The organism is Simiduia aestuariiviva (genome assembly GCF_014192475.1).
Classification (GTDB): domain Bacteria; phylum Pseudomonadota; class Gammaproteobacteria; order Pseudomonadales; family Cellvibrionaceae; genus Simiduia; species Simiduia aestuariiviva.
This window is the reverse complement of the sequence record NZ_JACHXZ010000001.1, coordinates 1,040,762-1,060,356: the sequence shown is the minus strand read 5'-3', so window position 1 is coordinate 1,060,356 and position 19,595 is coordinate 1,040,762. Positions and strand designations below refer to the sequence as shown.

Annotated in this window: 15 protein-coding genes; 4 read left to right on the top strand and 11 right to left on the bottom strand. The window is 51.5% G+C overall.

Annotated elements, in window-relative coordinates; genetic code table 11:
* The first annotated feature begins 181 nt into the window (after positions 1 to 181).
* On the top strand, positions 182 to 721 hold the full coding sequence (locus tag FHS30_RS04700) for a hypothetical protein (RefSeq protein ID WP_183908801.1): 540 nt from the start codon (positions 182 to 184) through the stop codon (positions 719 to 721).
* A 66-nt stretch (positions 722 to 787) separates the two neighbouring features.
* Here the strand turns inward: FHS30_RS04700 and FHS30_RS04695 are convergent, their stop codons facing one another.
* The 7 genes from FHS30_RS04695 to groES all read right to left on the bottom strand — a co-directional run bounded on the left by FHS30_RS04695 (position 788) and on the right by groES (position 8,112).
* The gene (locus FHS30_RS04695; RefSeq protein ID WP_183908799.1) at positions 788 to 3,031 is read right to left on the bottom strand and encodes a xanthine dehydrogenase family protein molybdopterin-binding subunit; all 2,244 of its coding nucleotides are present in this window, start codon (positions 3,029 to 3,031) and stop codon (positions 788 to 790) included.
* Between the two features lie 2 nt (positions 3,032 to 3,033).
* Complete coding sequence (locus tag FHS30_RS04690) at positions 3,034 to 3,510, bottom strand: 2Fe-2S iron-sulfur cluster-binding protein (RefSeq protein WP_183908797.1); 477 nt, start codon at positions 3,508 to 3,510, stop codon at positions 3,034 to 3,036.
* The gene (locus FHS30_RS04685; RefSeq protein ID WP_183908795.1) at positions 3,491 to 4,087 is read right to left on the bottom strand and encodes an NTP transferase domain-containing protein; all 597 of its coding nucleotides are present in this window, start codon (positions 4,085 to 4,087) and stop codon (positions 3,491 to 3,493) included. The genes FHS30_RS04690 and FHS30_RS04685 overlap by 20 nt, the downstream gene beginning before the upstream one ends.
* The gene (locus tag FHS30_RS04680; RefSeq protein WP_183908793.1) at positions 4,084 to 5,103 is read right to left on the bottom strand and encodes an XdhC family protein; all 1,020 of its coding nucleotides are present in this window, start codon (positions 5,101 to 5,103) and stop codon (positions 4,084 to 4,086) included. The genes FHS30_RS04685 and FHS30_RS04680 overlap by 4 nt, the downstream gene beginning before the upstream one ends.
* 172 nt (positions 5,104 to 5,275) lie before the next feature.
* Complete coding sequence (locus tag FHS30_RS04675; protein WP_183908791.1) at positions 5,276 to 6,040, bottom strand: substrate-binding periplasmic protein; 765 nt, start codon at positions 6,038 to 6,040, stop codon at positions 5,276 to 5,278.
* A gap of 129 nt (positions 6,041 to 6,169) precedes the next feature.
* Positions 6,170 to 7,798, bottom strand: a complete 1,629-nt coding sequence (gene groL / locus FHS30_RS04670) for a chaperonin GroEL (protein ID WP_183908789.1) — start codon at positions 7,796 to 7,798, stop codon at positions 6,170 to 6,172.
* On the bottom strand, positions 7,795 to 8,112 hold the full coding sequence (groES, locus tag FHS30_RS04665; protein WP_183908787.1) for a co-chaperone GroES: 318 nt from the start codon (positions 8,110 to 8,112) through the stop codon (positions 7,795 to 7,797). The genes groL and groES overlap by 4 nt, the downstream gene beginning before the upstream one ends.
* 251 nt (positions 8,113 to 8,363) lie before the next feature.
* On the opposite strand from groES, the gene FHS30_RS04660 reads away from it, so the two are divergent.
* A complete protein-coding gene (locus FHS30_RS04660; protein ID WP_221197133.1) occupies positions 8,364 to 8,951 on the top strand; it encodes a hypothetical protein in 588 nt (195 codons plus the stop codon).
* 2 nt (positions 8,952 to 8,953) lie between these two features.
* On the opposite strand, the gene FHS30_RS04655 is transcribed toward FHS30_RS04660, so the two are convergent.
* On the bottom strand, positions 8,954 to 10,483 hold the full coding sequence (locus FHS30_RS04655) for a PilT/PilU family type 4a pilus ATPase (protein ID WP_183908785.1): 1,530 nt from the start codon (positions 10,481 to 10,483) through the stop codon (positions 8,954 to 8,956).
* Between the two features lie 371 nt (positions 10,484 to 10,854).
* Here FHS30_RS04655 and FHS30_RS04650 point away from each other — a divergent pair, with 371 nt between their 5' ends.
* Positions 10,855 to 11,622, top strand: coding sequence for a substrate-binding periplasmic protein (locus FHS30_RS04650; RefSeq protein WP_183908783.1), 768 nt, complete (start codon positions 10,855 to 10,857; stop codon positions 11,620 to 11,622).
* A 203-nt stretch (positions 11,623 to 11,825) separates the two neighbouring features.
* Positions 11,826 to 12,371 carry a porin family protein gene (locus tag FHS30_RS04645; protein ID WP_183908781.1) on the top strand — a complete coding sequence of 182 codons (546 nt, stop codon included), beginning with the start codon at positions 11,826 to 11,828 and terminating at the stop codon, positions 12,369 to 12,371.
* A gap of 132 nt (positions 12,372 to 12,503) precedes the next feature.
* Here FHS30_RS04645 and FHS30_RS04640 read toward each other — a convergent pair whose 3' ends face one another.
* The 3 genes from FHS30_RS04640 to aceE form a co-directional block, all read right to left on the bottom strand.
* Positions 12,504 to 14,378 (bottom strand): alpha/beta hydrolase family protein, encoded by a 1,875-nt coding sequence (locus tag FHS30_RS04640; protein WP_183908779.1) that lies wholly within the window; start codon positions 14,376 to 14,378, stop codon positions 12,504 to 12,506.
* 286 nt (positions 14,379 to 14,664) lie between these two features.
* Positions 14,665 to 16,602, bottom strand: coding sequence for a pyruvate dehydrogenase complex dihydrolipoyllysine-residue acetyltransferase (gene aceF, locus FHS30_RS04635; RefSeq protein WP_183908777.1), 1,938 nt, complete (start codon positions 16,600 to 16,602; stop codon positions 14,665 to 14,667).
* Between the two features lie 46 nt (positions 16,603 to 16,648).
* Positions 16,649 to 19,309 (bottom strand): pyruvate dehydrogenase (acetyl-transferring), homodimeric type, encoded by a 2,661-nt coding sequence (gene aceE / locus FHS30_RS04630; protein WP_183908775.1) that lies wholly within the window; start codon positions 19,307 to 19,309, stop codon positions 16,649 to 16,651.
* Positions 19,310 to 19,595: the final 286 nt, after the last annotated feature.

Genomic DNA, 19,595 nt, shown 5'->3' with positions numbered 1-19,595 from the left:
AGCCGATGGAGTTCATGTCGCGCGCTCAAGTAAACACAGCGACTAACGTGAGCGTCCAATAGCGCAATGCATGGACGCTGGTACTAGTTGACCACTTCGTAGCCGACATTCCCGCCGTATTGCTCTACCCTAGCGCTGACAACGATTGGTTAAATGCCTTAAAACTCGAAAGGATGCCGAAATGAAGAAAATCTTTTACCGTGGCGATGAACGATCACCCGAAATCATAAAGCGCGATGGCTTTGATCTATGGAATGATGCCAAAGGCGAAGTCCAACGGCTAGGCGGTATCGCGGGCTATATTAATCAAAGGGTCATTCAAATGTTCCGTAAAGCGCTAGATATTGAGCGCTGGGCCGTGACCGAAAAAAACCGCAGCCGGCCTACAATATCGACTTCACTAAATGAAGGGTGTGGTGGATATGATGGTGCCTATATTTATCAAATTGAATACATGGATTTAGCATCCGCCGACATCGCAAAGAGCCCCAAGGGCGTATCATGGCTGCTAAGTGGGCAAACGCTCCAAGCATCCAAACACATTGCCTTGGACTTGGAAATAGCCACCAAGGAAGTGGTCTTTTTTACCCATATTCCGCCTGCGCGAATTACCCATTACAAAGGGAAAAATGACAAGTCATTTAAACCCATGTCGGAAATAGATGCCGCACAAGTGGCACAGCGTAAAAAAGTCAAAATCCCGGCGGCATTTGGCAACTAGCTACAGGATATTTTCGTTAAATGGATGCCGTAGGTTTTATGGGAAACACGGCATCCATTACACACATCAACCTATAGACAGCTGCTTTGATACAGGCAAAGTGCGAATGCGTGGGCCGCCTGCCGCCGCGATAGCACTAGTAACGCTTGGCGCAATAGGTGGCACACCCGGCTCACCGACTCCGCCATGCTTTTCATTGCTGTCAATGAGCGTTACTACAATGTTGGGGCTTTGCTGAATACGCAATAGCGGGTAGTCATCAAAATTTGATTGCACCACGGCCCCGTCTTCAAAGGAAATTTCGCCCATCAGCGTCAGCGATAAACCAAAAATGACTGCGCCCTCCATTTGCGCATGCACACGATCTGGATTGACCACTTGACCACAATCAAGTGCGATGTGTACATCGGTTACCCGCACGCGATTATTTTCGATCACCACCTTCGTGGCCACGGCCACATAGCTCAAAAAGCTATGGTGAACGGCCACTCCCCATCCTTCGCCTTGTTTTACCTTCGCAGGCCAGCCCACTGAAGCTTTAACCCGCTGCAGGGCATTTTTCATGCGCGCGATGCTGTAGGGGTATTCTGGGTTATAGCCCTTTTCGAAACCTTCGTTGCGCGTATCGACAACCCGGTCGGCCCCTAGCATCGCCAGCTGATAGGCCAGCGGATCTTGACCGGCCAAGTGCGCGGCTTCATCAATAAAACTATTTACCCCAAAGGCATGATTGATATTGTACACCGAGCGCAACCAACCAATGCGGGTGTGTGCTGGCGTTGCGTGTACCGAGGCCTGCTGGTGGGGAATGTCATAGGGCATATTGGCAAAGCCCTGCCCCACTTCAAAATCCTGCAAATAAACTTGATCAGGCGCAAAGGTAGACATAATCGTAGGCGACGCCACCTGCGCTTTTAATGCAATCAATTGGCCCTTTTGATCTAAGCCACCGGAAAAATGCTGAACGCTAAACGCATGATAATAGCCGTGCCGTACCGCGTCTTCACGACTCCAAATGACTTTCACCGGTCGATTAACCGCCTTTGCCAAAAAGGCAGCCTCCGCAGCGAAATCGGGCTTTGATTTACGACCGAATGCGCTGCCCAACAAGGTCACATTCACCTTGACTTGTTCGGGTTTTATACCAACTGCTCCGGCCACCACTTGCTGGGTTCTTTGCGGCGCTTGTACGCAGGCCCATACTTCACAGCCGTTCTCGGTCATACGAGCTGTGGCGGCAGGCGGCTCCATAGTGGCGTGCTCTAGATGGGGCACGGTATAAACCGCGGACATTTTCTGCTGCGCGCCATTAAGGCCTTTTGCAATATCGCCGCGACTGCGGACAATTTTAGATGCTGCAGGCAATTGCGTTGCAAGTGCTCGCATCGAGGCCTCTGAATCAAAATTTTGATGGCCTGAATTGGTCCACGTGATGTTGAGTTTTTTGCGCGCCTGCTGCGCGGACCAGGTATTTGTGGCCAGTACGGCAACTCCGGACAAGGGCACAAATGCTGGCGGCTCCACACCGCCATCAAGGCGAATAATGTCGACCACGCCCGGCACTTTTCTCGCCGCGCTATCCTCGACACTTTGAATCTTGCCGCCTAGCCACGGGCAGCGCTCGATGCTGGCATGCAACATATCCGGCAGCACCACGTCCACACCATAGGTGGTATCGCCTCGTACAATGTCGGCCAAATCCACCATAGGCACTGGCTTGCCAATGTATTTAAATTGGTCGGGTGATTTATACTTTAGCGTTTTAGGATCGGGTAGTGGCAACTGAGCGGCACGCTCGGCGAGCTCGCCATAACGCAGAGCGCGCTGGCTTTTGGGGTGTGTGACCCTGTGATCGACCGCCACACATTCTTCTGGCTTTACACCCCACGCTTGCGCAGCGGCCAAAATTAACATGGCCTTAGCAGAAGCACCCATCTCGCGCATGGTGTGATAGAAACCAACGACACTGCGCGAACCGTCGGTGTTTTGATCACCGTATTGTTTATCACCTAACGCCTGAACGATGTTGACTTTATTCCAATCAGCGTCCAATTCATCAGCCACAATTTGCGGCAGCCCAGTGCGAATCCCCTGCCCCATTTCCGAGCGATGCGCAACAATCGTCACTTGATCATCAGTTGCAATATGCACAAATACATTCAACGACAACGCCGATCCACTGGCACCGGTCCACTCTGCGTGGACCGGTAAACTCGCTTGCAATGCCAGACCGGTGGCGCTAATACCCACGGCACTTAAACCCGACAATTTTAAAAATTCTCGGCGATTCACCACTTTGAAGTTAGCCATGATTACTTGCCTCCCTGCGCGGGCTGTATTTGTACACCCGCCGCCGTTTTAATAGCGGCCTCAATGCGTGGATAGGTTCCACAACGGCAAATATTGCCCGACATCGCATCGCGAATTTGTGCAGCGGATGGTGTTGGGTTGCGGGCCAATAGCGCGGCCGCGCTCATCAATTGTCCCGACTGGCAATAGCCACACTGAGGCACTTTATGTTCAGTCCACGCGCGCTGTAACGGGTGGTCGCCATTCACCGACAGCCCTTCAATGGTGGTAATTTTACCGCCCACTGCCGCCGCTACCGGCAGGCTACAGGCGCGCACAGCAGTTCCGTTTAGGTGCACGGTGCAGGCACCGCACAGCCCTTTACCGCATCCGTATTTGGTGCCAGTGAGTTGCAGTAAATCCCGAAGCACCCACAACAGCGGCATATTGGGATCGGCATCTACTGTGCGAGATTCTCCGTTAATCGTTAGCTGTAGCACTGGCTATCTCCCTCTGTTGTTGAAAATTTTCAAAGTCGGCAACGGTGTCGATATCCACCGCCGCCGACGGCATGGCAACGGTGCGCGCCACTGGGTGTGTTAGCAATGCTTTTGCACCCTGATCGCCACGCAACGCCGCTAACTCTGAGAAAAAATGATTGGAAAAATACGCAGGCGCACCTCTCACGCCTTCGTATTCTGCACAAACAATTCTGGGTTCAATTGAGGTGCCCGTGGGCATCAACGCTCGCAGGTCGTCTAGGCTCACGGCCACTTGATCTGCCAATAAGACAATGACTCCGCGCGCCTGAGACGGTAATTGGGACACACCAAACGCCAGGGAGCTACCCATCCCCTGCTGCCACTGCGCATTGATGAGCACCTGTTGCGCGGACAATAGCGGACGCAATTTAGTCGCATGGGCGCCGAGTACCACTCGCACTCGGCCGGGTGCGACGGCTTCAGCGCGCTCCGTCATGTGCGTTAACAGCGGCCGCCCCTGCCAATGCTGCAGGTGTTTTGGCGCGCCAAATCTGTGACTGGCACCCGCCGCCAGCAACAGCACATAAACGCTCACGCGCGCTGCCCTGTAGATTGCAGCACGTCACTATGGCATAGACCGTCACTCTGACGCCCCATGACCAAGGCGCGGTGGCACTGCGCAACCGCCGACAACGCCACTGACTCTGGCAACTCACCACCGAGTGGAATGCCCATGGGGCCATCTATGGGTACCGACAGCGAATGCTCTGCGACGCCAGAGGAGGCCAACACACGCGCTTTGCGGTGGGCGGGCCCCAGCAGCCCAATATAGCTGAGTGTCCGCCCCCGCAGGGCCTGCAGCGCTCTAGCATCCAAATCTATGTTGTGCGTCATCACCATCACCGCTTGCGCGTCAGCAAGTCGTGACACTACCTGTGGCGCGTCAGCCTGCAGGCGGAGCCATTCGGTGCCAGCGGGAAAGTCTTCGGGGCGGGTCATGCCCACTCGGTGATCCACCAGCGTTAGATACCAGCCCAACGCCGCCACCATCCGAGCCAAGGGCACCACATCCACGCCAGCGCCAAATACCACCAACCGATATTGTGGCTGGAGCGGGACCCACAAACGATCGCCCGCGACATGCGCACTGGGTGTAGCATCGCCAAACGTTAACGGCGTCAGCTCAGCCTGCAGCATGTCGTTGTGAAGCGGCAATTTTAACCAAAGCGCGCTTCCGGCCAGCAAGCTAGCATGCACCTTTGCCAGCGCCATATGATCGTTTTCACGGGTCAAGGGATAAAGCCGAATGGTGACGCGGCCGCCGCAACCTAGCCCGAATTGCCAGGCCACATCCGCCTGTTGAGTGGCGTCGAAGGTGATCTGCCGCGGGCGACTAAAGGCCAGCACACGCTTGGCCTCAGCCAGCAATGCGCGCTCCAAGCAACCGCCACTAAGCAGGCCTAAGCACTGGCCCAGCTCACTAATCAGCATCATGGCACCCGCCTTTCGATAGCTAGAGCCCTGGGTTTCAGTGACCACGCCCAATACCCAGCGATGCTGTTCACGCAGCGGCAACCACTCGGCTAGAACAGATTGAATATGATTATGCATACCAGTCCCTTGACACTCACCAACCGCTTGGGCGCATTAGAACGCCTGCAATTTTTATGATAAAACCCGCAATCTATAGGGCCGATCTATAGGGCCTATCTATACGACGAGGGGCGCCAGCCAGATTAACGATTGTGTAGTTTATATAGCTTGCGATGTCCGAATATAGACTTTAATCCTGCTTCATTCGTAGCGTACCGGCCTCTTCCTGCATGGCGTATTCCGCCAGTATTTCACTTAACTTCCCAGAATCTCGGGCGGCGTTCACCCCTTCATTAATGGCCTCCACCAATGCGATGGCGTTGGGAAGTTGTTTGGAGACTGCGGCATAGAGGCCTTGCGTCGCAAGCGGCTGATCAGCCTGCACCAACACTTGCTCGCTGATGCCTGCCGTGAGCATCGCGTTGCGGACCACAAACTCCTCCCCCACTAAACCATCAACCCGACGCGCCACCAGCATGCGAACCAACTGCTCGTAACTGCTTACCTCAACTTTAATGATTTCACTCGCGCGATCAAATTCATCGCTAACCCTCGCGCCGCGCATCACGGCTATCTTTAAACGGGCCAAATTGGCGACCTGCTCAAACGCTATAGGCTTTTGGTGGTGGTAAAAAATTGCCGTTTGAGAATATGCCAATGGCTCTGAAAAAATCATTAGCTGTTCACGGGCGGGGCTTTTATAGAGCGGTGCCATCGCGTGCACTTGCCCCTGTTGCGCTGAAGACAATGCACGGCGAAAAGGCATAAAAACCACGTTTGTCTTGTATCCTCGCTCCGCTAAAGCATAGCTCAGCAGGCGAGGCACCCAGCCCTTGTTAGGCACCTGCTGACCAGCGTGGGGCGCCAGCTCTGCCGCCGCCACAGTTAACTCCTCAGCGCTGACCGACGTTAACGCCAAACTACAACACAGGGCGGCCAACCAAGACTTCATCATGGCTCATCCAAATAGACAGACTCTTCAGCCTAGCATCTGTAGACAGAAGGTTGTACCGCAGAGGCATGAAAAAAGGGGGCTAGATGCCCCCTCTTTGAGTCAACGCCTTGTACAGCAACAAACACTCCGTTAGAAATCGCCCATATCTGCTGCGCTAGTGGTTTTGGCATCCACTGTTTTATCGGCGACCATCACCTCGGTTGTCAACATTAACCCCGCAATAGATGCTGCGTTTTGCAAGGCGGTTCGGGTGACTTTTGCAGGATCAATGATGCCCATGTCCAACATATTGCCATAGGTTTCCGTTTGCGCGTTGTAGCCATAGGTATCGTCGGTCGCGGCTCGCACTTTTTCCAACACCACAGAGGGCTCAACACCTGCATTGCGTACAATTTGCCGGAAGGGTTCTTCCATGGCGCGCAAAGCAATTTTAACGCCCACTTTCTGGTCGTCATTGGTGATCTTTAACGCCGCCTTTCGCACCGCGTCCGCCGCGCGCACAAGGCTGATACCACCACCGGGCACTATGCCTTCCTCAACAGCGGCGCGCGTTGCGTGCAATGCATCATCCACAAGATCCTTCTTCTCTTTCATCTCTACTTCAGTGGCGGCCCCCACTTTTATGACAGCAACACCGCCGGCGAGTTTAGCCACACGCTCGAGCAGCTTTTCCTTGTCGTACTCGGACGTAGTCGCCTCAATTTCAGCGCGGAGCTGTGCAACCCGTGCGTCAATGTCGGCCTTTTGTCCGGCGCCATCAACCACCGTCGTATTGTCTTTGTTGATAACCACGCGCGCAGCACTACCTAACTGCGAAAGCTCAACTTTTTCGAGTGACAAGCCAATGTCTTCTGAAATAACCGTGGCTCCTGTCAGAATAGCAATGTCTTGTAGCATGGCTTTTCTACGATCACCAAAACCTGGCGCCTTTACGGCTGCCACTTTTAAAATGCCGCGCAAATTGTTAACCACCAGAGTTGCCAATGCTTCGCCCTCTACCTCCTCGGCAATCAACAACAAGGGCCGACTGGCCTTGGCAACAGCTTCCAAAACAGGCAGTAACTCTCGAATATTGGTTACCTTTTTGTCGCACAGCAGCAAGTAAGGGTTGTCTAGCTCCACCTGCATTTTGTCTTGATTGGTGATGAAATAGGGCGATAGGTAACCGCGATCGAATTGCATGCCCTCGACCACTTCAAGTTCGTTTTCAAGCGACTTGCCCTCTTCCACCGTGATGACACCATCACGACCCACCTTATCCATGGCCTGCGCTAGAATTTTTCCGATATCTTCATTCCAGTTGGCCGACACCGTACCCACCTGACCAATAGATTTACTGTCATTGCAGGGTTTCGCAAGGGGTTTCAAGGTATCAATGGCCGCCTTAACCGCGGCATCAATGCCGCGCTTGAGATCCATAGGATTCATACCGGCGGCGATGGCCTTGTGGCCTTCGCGCACCAGCGCCTGCGCCAAAACAGTTGCCGTGGTAGTTCCATCACCGGCCACATCAGCGGTTTTAGAAGCCACCTCTTTTACCATTTGGGCGCCCATATTTTCGAATTTATCTTTTAAGGTGATTTCCTTTGCCACCGAAACGCCATCCTTGGTAATACGGGGCGCGCCATAGCTTTTTTCTAGCACTACATTTCGACCTTTAGGTCCCAAAGTTGCCTTCACTGCATCGGCGAGAATATTTACGCCTGCCAACATGCGCTCGCGCGCATCTTTAGAGAAACGAATGTCTTTTGCACTCATGCCGCCTGCTCCTGTTGTTGTGTTTGCTCTTCAACAATGGCGAGAATATCTGACTCTCTTAATACCACATGCTCTTCGCCACCTACCTTTATTTCGGTGCCGGCATATTGACCAAACAATACGCGGTCACCCCGATTTACCGCCAGCGCGCGCAGGTCTCCATTGTCTAATATTGCGCCCTGACCCACTGCAACTACCTCACCTTGCGTGGGCTTTTCAGCGGATTTCTCTGGAATAACAATGCCGCCTTTGGTCTTGGTTTCTGCGGCCAGCCTTTTAACCAGCACGCGGTCGTATAGCGGTTTGAACTGCATAGGAATTCCTCCCATTTAAATACAAAAATGCACAGATGAAAGGATGGCCAGAGGAGTGCGTCCCCTGCCTCCAAGGCGGAAAATAAGCGCGGCCCAAAAAAAATCAAGGGGGATATATGGCTCTCGCATAAGAATTAATATTTATAAAAACAGGAGTCTTTATGCTCTTGCCAATACCTTCAATGACTAACTATAGTTATCAATAGACGCTGCTTTTAGAAGCCATAGCAACAGTCGTAGGAGGACAGCAATTGCAACAGGCTACCTTTCACATGACCTTGGCGGATTACTTTCGGGATCGGCTGCACGATTTAGTTGACGAGATACCGGAGCGACCGCAAACGGATACGCTTTGGTATCTGGGCAGCATGATGGCGCGCTTAGGCGATAGCCGAGAACTGTTCAGTTATGACGATGGCCGATTGAATATTCGACCGCTGGCACTTCTCTATCAGGATGCGCGCGACACCCAAGCACACTGGGAACGCTGCCAGCTGTTGCGCCAACTGGGTGATCTCGCACTGTTTTTAGGCGCACTATTTCCGGAGAATTTTAGCCGTCGTGGCATCGGGAAAGATTACCTAATCGGCATGGGAACGAATGCCTACGACTACCTCGCTGATCACGCTAACGATAATCGACACATTTTTTCGGAGCTGGCCGCAACCTTTGCCAGGCTTTTGGAATTGGTAGCCAGAGCCTGTAATCGAGAGGGCACACTCAACGCTGAGGACCTACTCGCGATGTATCAGCGCTTTTGCCAAACAAAAGATCCTCATTTAGGCAGACAATTACAGGCCGTTGGCCTATGTCTCCCTGAAACCGAAGTGCTGCAATGACACTAGGCTCGCTTGCTGTCTAGCTGGCTGCTCAATGGCAATGAACTCATTAAATTGGCGACTTCAATATTAATCTCTTGCTGATTGGAGGGCCGACCTCCTACTGGCCTTTTAGCCATGAGATGCCACACGACCTTTCCAGTAGTTACGTCCTTGGCTTGAATGATTAGTCGGCCCTCCTCCGCCTCTGCATGCTCGGCATCTAGATCGAGCTCTTCCGGCGCTCCCAAAATATGTTCGTGGCACAGGCCAAAGGCAAATGTGACGGCAAGATCGGGCTGCTCAGTTACCAGCGTATATCCCCGTTCTCTGAACCCCACCGCTATGGCCTCTTTTAAAATATCACTCATATCGGGGCGGCGGGTCTGGCTGCCACGATGCACATCGATACAGACCCGCGCATAATGGTTGAAATTTGCCGCTTTCGAGAGCCAATGTTTCTGGGGCGACAGATACCGTTGCTCCACGTCTGCGCGGCCCATTTTAAAACGCAATGCCAAATCAATGCGCGATTCGGCAAGGCGCATGCCTTCCGAACGACTGATGCGACCCGCAGAAATTAATTGGTAAAGGGAATCGTCAAAGGTTTGGCAATTGACATTCTCGTCACCGCTCATGGCTTCTTTGATTTGCGCATGACGACCCTTTTCAATCAGCTCTGCAATGTAGGGAGTATTGAGCATCATTTCGATTGGTGTCACTCGCTCACCGTGAATACCACGAGCAACGCGCTGACTCATAATCCCCAAAAGGTATTGAGATAAATCCTGTCGCACGCGCACTTGCTCTTCTACATTGAAAAAATTCAAAAATCGATCGAGCGCTTGGTAAGCGTTATTTGCGTGCATGGTAGACACACACAGGTGCCCTGTTTCCGCGTAACGAATTGCCTGTCGCGCGGTTTCAGAATCGCGGATTTCACCAATCATTATAACGTCGGGCGCTTCGCGCAACCCGAATCTTAGCGCGTCGGCGTAACTGTGAGTGTCTATGCCGATTTCACGTTGGCTAATGAGCGATTGCTTGTGCGAGTGGGTGTACTCAATGGGATCCTCAATGGTGAGGATATGCCCCGCTCTGTGGGTGTTACGATAATCAATCATCGCGGCCAATGTGGTGGACTTTCCGGTACCGGTAGCCCCAACAACCAACATCAAGCCTCTATCAGCCATAGCCAGATCGTGCACCACATCCGGCAAACCCAGTTCTTGAATACTGGGAATTCTGTCCTTGATATAGCGCACCACCATGGCCAAGGTGCCTTTTTGAAAATAGACATTGACCCTAAACCGACCAATACCAGGGAATCCTAGCCCAAAATCAATGCCTTTATCTTGCGTTAGCTGCGCTTGCTGCTCATCGGACAGAAGCGAGAGTATGAGATTCTGGGTTTGTTCGCGATCCAACGGTGGGCTGGCCAACGTGTGAAATTGCCCATCAATTTTCAAGGTCGGGCGAGCATCCACATTCACATACAAATCCGACGCTGAGCGCGCCACCATCACCGACAACAGTCCTTTTAATTCATTCATCTGCCGCTCCTTGCCATTATCGAATGCGCTCAACTCAAATTACCTTGGCCTAAGACTCTCAATAAATGCGGAATTACTTAGTCAAATATCGCGATTTTTGGCGCAGCGAAACCCACCAATGTTCAACTATATGCCATCTATACCTTAAATGATGAATCTTTCGCAACCAGCAACCATTCCCTGACCACCCTGTGAGCGCGCCGCCTGACACCCAACCCACGGGCCATAATTTACGGATGCAACTACCCGTACGCAGTAATCAGTACCATTCAACGCACACTGCAAAACCAGACCTGCTACCCTTACTAGCTCACAGGGTCAAAATCTTAACAATAGCCGGGCACAGTGCCTGTATTAACGGAACCAACATATTGCCCTTTTGGTTAAAAATCAGCTGCATTGCAATTTGCCTAGCTCACGCCTCATTGGTATCGGCGCAATCTTCGGCATCCGATGTATTTGATACAACAGCCAAAACGCTCCGCTACGGCTGTATAGAGTTCTCCCCCTATTGCTATATTGATGAGTTCGGCCGAGCACAGGGTTCTCTCGTAAAACTAGCGACATTTCTGTGCCATCAAGCGGGCTACCAGATTGAAGTGCTGGTTCTACCACCAAAACGGGCAATTCGGATGGTGGCAGACGGCTCAGTGGATCTTTGGATTGGGCTGCCCAATATCGAAAGCTATAGAGATGCCGTCTTACGATCAGCGCTCCCCATTACCACCTTTGCACTAGATATCTATAGCCTCAACCCCATGGACAATTTCACTGGCATCAACGAATTACACAGCAAAAGAGTGGCTGTTATACGGGGGTATACCTATGGTGGCCTAATCGACGATCTAAAATTGCCAGTAAGACGCATATCATTTATGGAAGTTGCCGATCATGTTCAAGCCACCAATGCACTGTATCGTCGCAACATCGATTATATGGTGGGTTACCGTGCCGGTGTCATCGAAGCCGCCAAGAGTCTCAACAGGCCAGTGCCTTTTAGGTACCCGATCAAAACTCTGGATGTATTCATTATGGTGCCGAAAGCGGCAAGCAATGCTACCTTGCTGCTCAAAAAATTAGAGGCTGCACACACGGCTAGCAAAGCTGTTAACGAGACTAACGGGCCAACAGCAAATTAATCAGTTGCCAACTCAACTATTCTGGCAGCCCTACTTTTTATAGGGTTAATGGCAATTTTCTGCCCGCGCTACACATGCGAAGCGCAGACTTAAATACCCCTTACCAGTGATTCGCGACCGGTGTCGCAAAGTCAGTGATTATCGTCGACAGATACGCTAATCAAGCGTAGGATTTTCATTTCTGCAACCACTGAGTAACCACCATGAAAAAATTCCTGATATCCATTTTCGCAATTACTGGGCTACTGGGATCTGCCACCAGCATGGCCGGCGATGAAAGCGGCTTTTATGTTGGAGGCTCTATCGGCACCTCTCAACTCAGTTATAGCGGCGATGGTAGTGATTTTGACGATGACGACGTCGGCTATAAGGGCTTCGCAGGCTATAACTTCGGCCTTATCCCGTTTTTGAACCTAGCGGTAGAAGGCTCCTACGTGGATTTCGGCACCCAAGCGGGAACAATCGCAAATATTGATGTGTCGCAAACATCGTCAGCGTTTATGGGATCCGCATTGGCTGGCGTTAACCTCGGCCCAGTCGGCGTATTTGCCAAGGCTGGCGTCATTAATTGGGATAGCGATATCACCGTTGACGGACTCAAAGCCTCTGGCTCCGGCTCCGATCCCGCCTATGGTATCGGCGCCAAATTCCAATTGCTTTCATTTCAGCTGCGAGCTGAATATGAGCGTTTGGAAATAGACGACGCAGACATCGACATGTTTTCTGTAGGTGCTGCCTACACCTTTTAATTTCCATTCGAGTAAACAAAGGGCGCCGAGGCGCCCTTTTTTGCTGGTCGATTATTCAGACCAAGGTTCGAGTCTGAAACTATCCGAAAGAAACTGCCCTCGCCACTTAAAGGAGCTCAAGCACTATCAACGTTAGCTCTCAGATACGACCAAGTTTTTCTGGAAAAAATTAAGCATTTCAGTATAGAGCTCTCTTCTATCATCCAAGTTTCTGACCCCGTGCCCACTGCGACCGTATATCAGCCATTCTGGCTTATTACCAACATTTTCCAACGCCTCTTTCATAGCTTCGGCATGCTCGAGCGGCGCGCGGTTGTCCTTTGCTCCATGAATTAACATAACCTGAGCTTTGATATCTTTGGCGTAGTTAATTGGGCTATATTCTGCCAATTGTTTTGCATCCCTTCCCAACACCATTTCTAAATAGGAAACGCCGCCCCAACGAATAGGAATATCCCCCGACGTGTACATCAAATTCAGATCATAGATACCAACATAGCCCACTGCACATTTCAAAAAATCTGGATAGCGAGCAGCTAGCATTAATGATGCGTAGCCACCAAAGCTGGCTCCGTATGAGCAGACACTTTTCCGATTTAGCTTGTACTTATTGATAATCTCGCCACTTGCTTGGTAGATATCATCAATAATTTTACCGCCCCATTCACCGTAACCTGCCCGAGCGAAATTAGCCCCAAAGCCATCACTCCCCCGAAAATTGACCTGTATGACTGCATAACCTCTATTTGCAAGCAATTGCACTTCTGGGTCAAACCCCCAGTGATCAGACACACCGTGAGGGCCGCCATGAACCACTAAAACCACAGGGGCATTCTCTGATTGCTCGGGTAGAGTAAGGCGTACAGGCACCTCTACGCCATCAGAGACCTCGATTGCTTCCGAAAGCATCGGCAGCATTTCTCGAGGATCAATCCAAGACGAATTCGCCCAAACAAAATCTGCCTTGTTGTTAGTCCGATTGAAGGCGTAATACTCCCCGGGATTCACATCACTTGTCACACGAATTAGATAATGCGAATTATCGTGCGTTCGGCTAACCACGGAAATATTTTGGCCCTTGAATGCACGAGATAATCTCTTATAGGCTTTTAAGAAGCTGCTGTCGGTATTTGCAAAGTGATAGCGGGCCTTTTTCTTAAATGAAACCCCCGCGACAACCCGTCCGGTATCGGGATCAAACTCCCAATCAGATATATCTGCATCGAGATCAGTGAACATTGGAGCGAGCACTTTCGATTGAATGTCCAGCTCAAAGATGGTCCGATAACCCGCCTCTCCAAATGCACCCATGAAATAGGCCTTCTCACCCAAGTTGTCGATTTTAAGCGCGACAAAACCAGATCCAATCGATATCCCGTCTCCCTTGAGCACCTCCCAATCTGACTCGGCTGACTCTCGAAAAGACACTTGTTCGTCTCCCGCCTCATCCTCCCAGATCGCAAACGTTAGGACTCCATTCGCATCGACAAGCAGCTGGGGATCTCTGAAGGGCAATGTCTCCGATCGAGTTTTCTTTCCGCTGCGAACATCAAGCCTACTGACGATCGGAAAACGTTTCCTAGTGTCATACCAAGTATTGCCCTCGAGAGTCCAAGGGTATTCGACCACCAAAATTCGATTCGAATCATCTGGCAAAGAATGTAGCATCCGAAAAGTGGACTTATCATACTGCCGGCCTTTGATGAAGGTCCCAGTGGTTAAGTCTCCGGCACGATAGCCCGCAAGCAGCTTCGCACCTTGGCCGGTATAGCTAGCCGTAAATATTTCGCCAGTGGGAATTGGGGCATCAAGATAGCTTACCCGCTCGGCAATTTGGTAGGTAACCTGCTCATTATTCACCCAAATGATTCGATGAATCTCACTGCCAAGGGTCGGTTTTAATCCACCGATAATTTTTCCAGTCTCACGCTCAACGAAAATAGCCGCGACTCGGTCGTCATATCGCATACGAGCGACAATATATTTTCCATTGGGGGACAAGGACATATCTAGGTAGTCCCCCTGCTGTATAAAGGAGTCTAAGGGTAGCTCTTTTGCGCTTAAAAGAGTGGGCAGTATTAATAAAACCACCAAGATTAGAAATCGCATCCAATGCCTCAACTTAGGGGCCCAGCCCAAATCCAATAATAATTATGTTTAACTTGCGATTGGATACTATCAAAATCCACAGGCTGAAACAGCTCTAGATTTGCAATTGTATCTGGGGGTAATAGTGCACAAACAGCGCCTACTAAAAAGGGCGCCGAGGCGCCCTTTTTTATTAAAATGCAATCTACAACAACAGCTTGCGAATATCCCCTATCACACCGGTAAGGAAGGTAAAAAACCTACCTGCATCAGCGCCGTTAATGGCTCGGTGATCGTAGGACAGTGCGAGTGGCAACATATTGCGCGGTACAAATTCGCTACCATTCCACACGGGCTTCATCTGGGCGCGCGATACGCCTAATATACCCACCTCTGGAGTGTTAACGATCGGTGTAAAGCCGTTGCCGCCCATGGCGCCAAGCGAAGAAATGGTAAAGCATCCGCCCTGCATGTCCGCAGGCATCAGTTTTCCGTCGCGCGCTTTTTTGGCCATCGCGGTGGCTTCTTCCGCCAACTCCCACAAACCTTTTTTGTCCACGTCACGGATAACCGGCACCATCAAACCGTTGGGGGTATCGACTGCCATGCCGATGTGCACATAGTCCTTTTGCACAATGTGCTCACCGTCGTGATGCATGGAGACATTAAAGCTCGGCTCCGCACGCAATGCTGCGGCACAGGCTTTTAGCAAGAAAGGCACAGGCGTCAACTTTATACCGCGCTTTTCACCTTCCGCTTTCATGGACTTACGGAACGCCTCAAGATCGGTGATATCCGCGTCATCCCACTGGGTAACGTGCGGCACATTTAACCAACTGCGCTGCATATTGACCGCAGTAATTTTTTTGATCTTGCTCATTTTGACCATTTCTACGGGGCCAAATTTGGCAAAATCAACCGCTGGCACTTGCGGAATGCCACTGCCTGCGCCCGCGGACATCTTGCCCGTTTGCACGTCATTGATAATGGTTTTCACGTAGCTACGCACATCGTCTTTTGTAAGGCGATTGCGCGGGCCACTGCCTTTAATCTTGGCCATGTCCACGCCCAGCTGACGCGCCAACTTGCGCACTGCGGGTCCCGCGTAAACGCTGTCTCCGAAGCCCTTAGTTGCAGCAGTCTCAACATCTTGGTTCTGCACACCGGGCGATACTGCGCGCTCAGATGTGGAGGGAGCGGACGCCGCAGCGACTGGTGCAGGTGTGGGCGCAACATCGCCCTCAGCCGCTATCACGCCAATAACATCGCCGGCGGATACTTTATCGCCATCTTTGACCGACAAACTTTTAATCGTGCCGGTGAACGCCGATGGAATTTCCATTGAAGCCTTGTCAGTTTCCAACACGATCAGCGAATCGCCTTCGCTTACGCTATCGCCAGCACTGACACACACCTCAATCACATCCACACCTTCGGCTCCGCCAATATCTGGCACCACCAAATTTTGATCGCCGGCGGGCGCGGTTTGCTGAGCAGGCGCACTTGTTTCAGCTGGCGCAGCCTCTTCACTTGCCGCAGCACTGACAACAGGTGCCTCAACCGCCTCGCCGTCATTCGTGAGCATCACGCCAATAACAGAGCCCTGTGACACTTTGCCACCCTCTTTAATAGCCAAACTCACTATTTTGCCCGATGCAGGCGCAGGCACTTCCATAGAGGCCTTGTCGGTTTCCAGTACGATCAGTGAGTCGCCTTCGCTCACTTCATCACCCACCGTCACGCATACTTCAATCACATCCACGTCTTCAGCGCCCCCAATATCGGGCACCTCAATGGTCTTTTCCGCGCCCGCCGAAGCAGTTTGCGCATTGGGCTTCGGCGCAGCTTGGACTGGCTCTGCAGTGGGTTCTGGTGACTTCGGCGCTGGCGCTTGGGTAGCCGCTGCTGCAGATTCAACTTCTACCAAAACGCTACCTTCCGAAACCTTATCGCCTTCGCTCACCATTAACTTGGTAATCTTGCCCGCAACGCTTGCGGGCACTTCCATCGAGGCTTTGTCAGTTTCCAACACCACGAGGGATTGCTCCAACTCGATGGTATCGCCAACTGCAACACACACCTCAATCACTTCTACATCTTCGGAACCGCCAATATCCGGCACCGCGATCGTTTCAATAGCCAAGGTCTACTCCTTGAATAATCCTGTCAATCCACCCAATCCAGAGCGCTTACACGCTCATGGGATCGGGCTTTTCGGAATCAATGCCAAATTGCTTAAGGGCTTTGCTCACCACCGAGGCTTTAATAGCCCCTTGATCTGCCAGCGCCTTAAGTGCCGCTACGGTGACAAAGTGACGGTCGACTTCAAAGAAGCGACGCAATTTACCGCGCGTATCAGAGCGACCGAAACCTTCGGTACCCAAGACCACATAATCACCGGGAATAAACGCACGCAATTGTTCGGCGTATGTTTTTAGGTAATCAGTGGCCGCAATGACCGGCCCCTCTTGGTTTTCCAAGCATTCCGTCACATAGGCTTTTTTCGATTTTTTCGCTTCAGGATTTAACATATTCCAGCGCGAAATCCGCTGACCATCGCGGGTCAATTCATTGATCGAGGTCAGGCTCCAAATATCAGATTCCACACCAAAATCTTCCCGCAAAATTTCAGCGGCTGCTTCCACTTCACGCAAGATAGTACCGGCGCCCATCAACTGTACGCGCAGCCCTCCCTTCTTGCTCTTCTTGCCTTCTTTGAGCAGATACATCCCTTTCACGATGCCTTCTTCAGCACCTACGGGCATGTCGGGGTGCACGTAGTTTTCATTCATGGTGGTGATGTAATAGAAGCAGTTTTCTTTGTCTTGGAACATGCGCTTCATGCCGTCGTGCATGATCACAGCCAGTTCATAACTGTAGGTAGGATCATAGGTTTTACAGTTGGGTATGGTGTTCGCCAATACGTGGCTGTGTCCATCCTGATGTTGTAAACCTTCACCATTCAAGGTGGTTCGACCTGCGGTGGCGCCAATCAAGAAACCGCGCGCCTGGCTATCACCCGCTGCCCATGCCAAGTCACCTATGCGCTGGAAACCGAACATGGAGTAGTAGATGTAGCAGGGAATCATTGGGCAGTGGCTATTGCTATAAGCGGTCGCTGCTGCCAACCAAGCGGCCATTGCGCCCGCCTCATTGATGCCCTCTTCCAGAATTTGGCCCTTTTTATCTTCCTTGTAGTACATGATCTGGTCATGATCGTGTGGCACATAGTGTTGGCCACCAGAAGAGTAAATGCCCAATTGACGGAACATACCTTCCATACCAAAGGTGCGCGCTTCATCGGGCACGATAGGTACAACGCGCTCGCCGATGTTTTTATCTTTTACCAAGGTAGAAATAAAGCGCACCCACGCCATGGTGGTAGAAATTTCGCGCTCACCGGTACCTTTAAGTTGTGCTTTAAACGTTTCCAACGGCGGAATTTCCAGCGCCTCAAAATCAGCCTGACGAGCCGGCAAGTAACCACCCAGCGATTTGCGGCGGGCGTGCATATACTGCATTTCCGGACTGTCTGGTGCGGGTCGGTAGTAGGGCACAGTTTTCAGATCTTCATCTGAAATCGGAATACCAAAGCGATCGCGGAATCCTTTGAGTGACTCAATATCCAGCTTTTTCACCGAGTGAGTGATATTAGCGGCCTCGCCGGCTGCACCCAAACCATAGCCTTTAACGGTTTGTGCAAGTATCACTGTGGGCTGCCCCTTACACTCCATCGCCTCTGCATAAGCCGCGTAGACTTTGTAGGGATCGTGGCCACCGCGATTGAGCTTCATGATCTCGTCATCGCTCATGTCTTTCACTAGCTCAAGCAACTCTGGGTATTTACCGAAGAAATGCTTGCGCGTGTAGGCACCGCCATTGGCTTTGTAATTCTGCAACTCACCGTCGCACACTTCGTCCATGCGTTTTTGCAGCAGGCCGGTGGTGTCCTTTTCTAACAGCGCATCCCAGTGGCGACCCCAAACGACTTTAATTACGTTCCAGCCGGCACCGCGGAAGATACCTTCTAATTCCTGCATGATTTTGCCGTTACCGCGCACGGGGCCATCAAGTCGCTGCAAATTACAGTTAATTACGAAGATTAGATTTTCCAAGCCCTCGCGACCGGCGAGACCGATTGCACCCAAAGATTCTGGCTCATCACACTCGCCATCACCTAAAAAGGCCCACACTTTGCGATCACCGCGCGGCGCCAAACCGCGCGCCGACATATAGCGCATCACGTGTGCTTGATAAATTGCCTGAAGTGGCCCCAGGCCCATGGACACAGTGGGAAATTGCCAATAGTCGGGCATCAGCCAAGGGTGCGGGTAGGACGACAGACCTGCGCCATCCACTTCGCGACGGAAGTTGTCTAATTGATCTTCACTCAAGCGTCCCTCAAGGAAGGAGCGAGCGTACATACCTGGCGCACTGTGGCCCTGGTAGTAGATCAAATCACCTAGCTCTTCACCATCATTACCACGGAAGAAGTAGTTAAAGCCCACATCGTATAGTGTGGCGGCCGAACTAAAACTGGAGATGTGACCACCCAGCCCTTCATCATTGTCATTGGCACGCATCACCATGGCCAATGCATTCCAGCGAATCAAAGAGCGAATACGGCGTTCCATAAACAGGTCGCCAGGCATGCGCTTTTCTTTTTTCGGGGGAATGGTATTGCGGTAGGGGGTAGTAATCGCAGCGGGCAACTCCACACCGGCCATGGTGGCCCGGTCAAACATCTGCTTGAGCAAATAGGCCGCTCGGCCATCGCCACCGTAGCGAATTACCGCATGTAGAGCATCGAGCCACTCGCGCGTTTCGAGGGCATCAATATCCTCTGTCATTCAACTCTCCTTTCACCCGGTCGTGCCGGTTGTAGTCAACGTGTGAAATAAACAATCGAAAGAGTATAGAAGTGGCGCAATGATCACTCAAAAATAAAGAATTGAGCGCTAATCTCGCCATCTAATGTCATTCTTGTAGTTTTTTTACAGAATCAAATGCATTGTTTTAAGCAACCATTTGATAATTGGCGGCCATAATACTGAGTAAAAGGGACTTTTGCGAGTTTTGCGGCGTAAATACCTAAAATAATTGCCAAAATGCCCACCCAAAGAAATTAGTTTCATC

Coding starts and splice junctions, on each gene's coding strand:
- groL (WP_183908789.1), bottom strand. CDS start 7,798: ATGAGTGCAAAAGACATTCGTTTCTCTAAAGATGCGCGCGAGCGCATG.
- FHS30_RS04700 (WP_183908801.1), top strand. CDS start 182: ATGAAGAAAATCTTTTACCGTGGCGATGAACGATCACCCGAAATCATA.
- groES (WP_183908787.1), bottom strand. CDS start 8,112: ATGCAGTTCAAACCGCTATACGACCGCGTGCTGGTTAAAAGGCTGGCC.
- FHS30_RS04680 (WP_183908793.1), bottom strand. CDS start 5,103: ATGCATAATCATATTCAATCTGTTCTAGCCGAGTGGTTGCCGCTGCGT.
- FHS30_RS04675 (WP_183908791.1), bottom strand. CDS start 6,040: ATGATGAAGTCTTGGTTGGCCGCCCTGTGTTGTAGTTTGGCGTTAACG.
- aceE (WP_183908775.1), bottom strand. CDS start 19,309: ATGACAGAGGATATTGATGCCCTCGAAACGCGCGAGTGGCTCGATGCT.
- FHS30_RS04645 (WP_183908781.1), top strand. CDS start 11,826: ATGAAAAAATTCCTGATATCCATTTTCGCAATTACTGGGCTACTGGGA.
- FHS30_RS04655 (WP_183908785.1), bottom strand. CDS start 10,483: ATGAATGAATTAAAAGGACTGTTGTCGGTGATGGTGGCGCGCTCAGCG.
- FHS30_RS04695 (WP_183908799.1), bottom strand. CDS start 3,031: ATGGCTAACTTCAAAGTGGTGAATCGCCGAGAATTTTTAAAATTGTCG.
- FHS30_RS04640 (WP_183908779.1), bottom strand. CDS start 14,378: ATGTCCTTGTCCCCCAATGGAAAATATATTGTCGCTCGTATGCGATAT.